Here is a 5,094-nt window from a genome sequence, read left to right on the forward strand (position 1 = left end):
CGCGGCGCGGCCGGCCCCGTGGCGGCCGCCGCGCTGGCCGGCGGGAAGACCGCGCTCGCGGAGTTCACCCTGGAGGTCGGTCACGCGATCGGGCCCATGCTCGCGGCGTCCGCCCCGGACGTGCCGGCCGCACTCGACAAGCTGCGCGCCAAGGTCCCCGACGCGGCGGTCGCGCTGGAGTGGAAGCTCGACGGGATCCGTGTGCAGATCCACCGCGACGGCGACCGAGTCTCGGTGTTCACCCGCAGCCTCGACGACATCACCACGCGGGTACCCGAGTTGGTCCGGGCGGTGCGGGCGCTGCCGGTGCACACGGCCGTACTGGACGGCGAGGCGATCGCGCTGCGCCCCGACGGCCGGCCGCACCCGTTCCAGGTGACGGCGTCGCGGACGGGGACGCGGGACGCCGAGCGATTGCGGGCCGAGATTCCGCTGACGGTGTACCTGTTCGACGTGCTGCACGTGGACGGCGTCGACCTGATCGACCGACCCGGCGTCGAGCGCTGGGCCGCGCTCGAAGCGCTCGCGCCCGCCGACCTGTTGGTGCCTCGCCTGGTCACCGACGACGTCGAGGCGGGGCAGAAGTGGTTCGCCGACGCCGTCGCGCGCGGTCACGAGGGCGTCGTGGTCAAGTCCCTCGACACCCCGTACACCGCCGGCCGACGCGGCGCCGGGTGGGTCAAGGTCAAGCCTCGCCACACCCTCGACCTCGTCGTGCTGGCCGCCGAATGGGGGCACGGGCGACGGCGCGGCTCGTTGAGCAACCTGCATCTGGGGGCACGCGATCCGAACGGCGACGGGTTCGTGATGCTGGGCAAGACCTTCAAGGGGCTCACGGACGAACTGCTCGCCTGGCAGACCGCGCGACTTCAGGAACTTGAGGTACGGCGCGACGACTGGACGGTGTACGTACGGCCGGAGTTGGTGGTCGAGATCGCGTTCGACGGACTTCAGGCGAGTTCGCGGTATCCGGGTGGGGTGGCGCTGCGCTTTGCGCGGGTGGTGCGGTATCGGTTGGACAAGGCGGTCGAGGAGGCGGATGACATGAACGCGGTTCGTGAGCTTGGCTCGTAGTCGCGTGGCTCCGTGGGGTGTCGGGTGGGCGTGGGGCTGTGGGTGTCGTCGGGTCGGCTCGGGTGTGTGTTGCCGGCCGCACCACGTGTTGCGTTTTGGGTGAAGTGTTGCGTTTCGGTGAGGGCTGAGGATTCAGGGCGTCGCGGGGACGGCCTGGTCCGGCCTTTTCGGGCGATACAGGGCTTGGGCGTTTTTGTAGAGGACCGCGTCGGCGTGGGGTTCGCCTGCTGCCTGGGCCAGTAGGGCGAGGTCACTGTCCTCGAAGGGGCGTGGGGCTCGGGTGGAGGGCAGATCCGTGCCGGCGAGTACGGCGTGCGGGGCGAGCGTGATCAGTGTGCGCAGGGTCGCGGGGATGTCCAGGTCGCCGCGACCGAAGCCGGTGGCTTTGACGTAGGCGCCCTGCTCCACCAGACCCAGCAGGTGTGGCAGGCCCTCGCGGGACAGGCCGAGGTGGTCGATGCTCACCCTCGGGAGCGCGCCGACGACGGGGGCGAGGTCGGGGAGGTCGCGGGCGTCGAGGTACAACTCGACGTGCCAGCCGGCCAACTCGTGTACGCGGCGGGCGAGACGGTCCAGGTGGTCGAGCGTCTCGGAGCCGCCGCGGCGGACGTTGAAGCGGACCGCGCGTACGCCTGCCGCGTCCAAGGCGAACACCGTCTCGTCCGTGACACCGGCCGGAAGCTGGGTCACACCGACGAACGCGGGACCCAGGCGGCGCAGCGCGTCGAGCAGGTAGTTCTGGTCGAAGCCCTGGAACGACCCGGACACGACCGCGCCGCCGAGCACACCCAGCGGCGCGACGCGCGCTCGGTAGTCGTCGGCGGTGAAGGCCGGGGGCAGGTAGCCGGCGTTGGGGGTGAGCGGGAAGCGCGGGTCGACGATGTGGAGGTGGGCGTCGAAGAGGCGTCGGGGGCGGGCGGCGGGTGGGGTCGCGTGCGTGGCGGGCACGGCTTCGGATACGTCCGGGCTCGACGGGCCGGGTGGGCCGGGTGGACTCGGTGTGCTTGGCGGGGTCGGTGGCGTGGGTGACATTGTTCATCCGAGGGTCGTTGTGGTTTGGGGCAGTCCATACCGTAATGAAGTGTTCGTCTCCGACGAGGGAGTATTGCCGTCGGCCGTGCGGGGCAGGCACTTCGCACGAGTGGCCGACGAATGTACGACGAATGTATGGGGGAGGGTCGAAGGCGATGGCCGAGTTGTTGCTCGGGCCCGTGCTGCGGCACGTGGACCGGACCAGTGCCACCGTGTGGGTGGAGACCGACGCGCCGTGCGCGGTTACCGTCGCGTGCGACGACGGCTCGGCAACCGCCGTGACGTGGAACGTGTTCGGGCATTACTACGCGCTTGTGCTCGTCGAGGGCCTGACCCCTGGGCGGACGCGACCGTACCGGGTGCGCCTGGACGAGCGGACGTGCTGGCCCGAGGAGCGGTCGGTCCATCCGCCGAGCGTGATCCGGACGCAGGCCGCCGACGGCGACGACCGCGACCTCAACGTCGTGTTCGGGTCGTGCCGCTGGTCCAGCCCGCCCAGTACCGAGGCCGAGGAGGACCGTCACCTCGACCCGGACGCGCTGGACATGCTCGCGCACCGGTTGACCCGGACGCAGGACGAGCCGCTGCCGGACGCGCTGTTGCTGCTGGGCGATCAGGTGTACGCGGACGAGACGTCGCGGGCGATGCAGAATCGACTGGCGGGCCTGCGGGATCTGACCAAGGCACCGGGGCCGCAGATCGCGAACTTCGACGAATACACCATGCTCTATCACGAGTCGTGGTCCGATCCGCAGATCCGCTGGCTGCTCTCCACCGTGCCCAGCGCGATGATCTTCGACGACCACGACGTCATCGACGACTGGAACACGTCACGGGCCTGGCGGGCCGACATGGCGCAGACCGACTGGTGGTCCGAGCGGATCGCGGGCGCGCTCGCGTCGTATTGGGTCTACCAGCACGTGGGCAACCTCGCACCGGACGCGCTTGCGACCGACCCGATGCTGGCGGCGATCCGAGAGGCGGGCGAAGGTACGGACGTGGGGCCGCTGTTGCACGAGTTCGCGCTGCGTGCGGACGCGGAGGCCGACGGCAAGGAGACCACGCGGTGGAGCTTCCGGCGCGACTTCGGCCGGACCAGGCTGCTGATGATCGACTCGCGGGCGGGGCGCGTACTGACCGACGACGGTCGCGCGATGATCAGCGCGGGCGAGCTGACGTGGGTCACCGAGCAGGCCGACGAGGGCGGATACGACCACCTGTTGATCGGTACGTCGTTGCCGTGGTTGTTGCCGCACGGGATACACGACCTCGAAGCCTGGAACGAGGCCCTGTGCGCGGGCGCTCGTGGGCCTCGGTGGGCGGCGCTGAGCGAAAAGGTGCGGCGGGCGGGCGACTTGGAGCACTGGGCGGCGTTTCGCGAGTCGTTCGAGGCGTTGTCGGCGTTGCTGGGGCGGATCGCCCTGCACGGGCCGCGCGGGGGCGGGCCGGCGCCGGCGACGGTGTGCGTGTTGTCGGGGGACGTGCACCATGTGTACGCGGCCGAGGCGTTGTGGGTGGACGCGGCGGAGGGGCCGCACGAGGGGGACTCGGCGAGTGGGATGGATGGGGCGGGTGGGGCCGGTGGGGCGGCGCGGGTGTACCAGCTGACCTGCTCGCCCGTGCACAACTCGGTGCCGCCGGCGATACGACTGGGCTTCCGCTTCGGGTGGGGGCGCGTCGCGACGCGGATCGGGCGCGGGTTGGCCCGACACGGGCGGCTCGTCCCGCTGCCGATCACGTGGACGAAGCTGGGCGGGCCGTGGTTCGGCAACCACCTGATGACCCTGACCCTGCGAAACCGCCGCGCGACTTTGTCCCTCGACCGCGCCGAGGGTGGCCGGCGGGGACGCGATTCGCGCTTGCGGAGGGTGGGACGGGCGGTCTTGCGGGAGGGGTGAGGGGCGGTTCTTGCGGGGGAGCGGGTCTTGCGTGAGGCGGTTCTTGCCGTGGGGCGTAGGTCGTGGGCCGTGGGGCGCGGGTCTTGCGTGAGGCGGTTCTTGCGTGGGGCGATGCTCATGTCGTGGGATGCGGCTCGTGCGTGGGGCGGTTCTTGCGTGGGGCGTGGTCCTTCCACGTGGTGCAGTCTTTGCGTGGGGCGGTCCCTGCCGTGGGTCGTGGGGCGCGGGTCTTGCGGGAGATGGTTCCTGCGTGGGGCGTTGCTCATGTCGTGGGATGCGGCTTGTGCGTGAGGCGGTTCTTGCGTGGGGCGTGGTCCTTTCGCGTGGTGCAGTTCTTGCGTGGGGCGGTTCCTACCGTGGGCCGCGGCTACTTGCGCGGTGCGGTTGCTGCGCGGGACGCGGTTCTTGCGTGGCGCGCGCCGAGGTTGGTGGCGCTGGGGCAACCTGCGGTGCGGTGACGTGGCGATGCTGTGACGTGGTGACGGCGCTCGTACGGTGGGCCGGGTTGCGGGCCGCGGTGTAGGCCATCGCCTGCCGGCGGTCGGGCGGTCGGGCGGTCGGGCGAACCGCCGGGCCGACCGCTTTGCGTACCACGCTTCCGCGCCGTACTTCGTCCCGCCCTTCTTCCGCTGGGCTATGTATCGGGCTGCGGCGCCGGGACGAAGCGCGCTGTGTACCGCGCGAGCGTGCCGCTGCCTACCCTCGGCCCTCCCGAGGCACACCGACTCGCCCCCCGCTCGGAGTCGCGCACTGTCAGGGGCAGCGCTTCGTCACGTCGGGCCCCATCCCGTCCTGTGTTGCACCGCATCCCACCGTGCCGCGCCGAGCCCCGCATCGGCCACACCCGCGCCATAGCCATCGCCCGTCCCGCGCCGCCCATGGCCCACCCCGTACGGGCCGCACGCTGCTCGGTTCCACGCCGCGTCCCGCACCGCCGCGTCCCGCACCGCCGCGTCCCCCCACGGTCTCTCAGTTCGGCCCGGCGTCGCCCGGCCCACGGACTCGGCCCCGGCCCGGCCCATAGGCCCGTTTACGCTTGGCCCACCGGCCCGGCCCCGACTCGCCGGGCTCGGCTCGGCCCGGCGTCGCC

At 71.7% G+C, this 5,094-nt stretch carries 3 protein-coding genes; 2 read left to right on the forward strand and 1 reads right to left on the reverse strand.

Annotated elements, in window-relative coordinates; translation table 11 throughout:
• Positions 1 to 1,074 (forward strand): ATP-dependent DNA ligase (locus tag GT354_RS02310; RefSeq protein WP_161354470.1); only part of this gene is annotated, 1,074 nt, incomplete at its 5' end.
• 132 nt (positions 1,075 to 1,206) lie between these two features.
• On the opposite strand, the gene GT354_RS02315 is transcribed toward GT354_RS02310, so the two are convergent.
• The gene (locus tag GT354_RS02315) at positions 1,207 to 2,022 is read right to left on the reverse strand and encodes an amidohydrolase family protein (RefSeq protein ID WP_346011802.1); all 816 of its coding nucleotides are present in this window, start codon (positions 2,020 to 2,022) and stop codon (positions 1,207 to 1,209) included.
• Between the two features lie 239 nt (positions 2,023 to 2,261).
• On the opposite strand from GT354_RS02315, the gene GT354_RS02320 reads away from it, so the two are divergent.
• Positions 2,262 to 4,004 (forward strand): alkaline phosphatase D family protein, encoded by a 1,743-nt coding sequence (locus tag GT354_RS02320; RefSeq protein WP_161354472.1) that lies wholly within the window; start codon positions 2,262 to 2,264, stop codon positions 4,002 to 4,004.
• The last annotated feature ends 1,090 nt before the right edge of the window (positions 4,005 to 5,094 follow it).

The organism is Streptomyces sp. SID3343, assembly GCF_009865215.1.
In the GTDB taxonomy this organism is placed as follows: domain Bacteria; phylum Actinomycetota; class Actinomycetes; order Streptomycetales; family Streptomycetaceae; genus Embleya.

Bases quoted from the DNA above. Each gene is read 5' to 3' on its own strand.
- GT354_RS02320 (WP_161354472.1), top strand. From the start codon at position 2,262: ATGGCCGAGTTGTTGCTCGGGCCCGTGCTGCGGCACGTGGACCGGACC.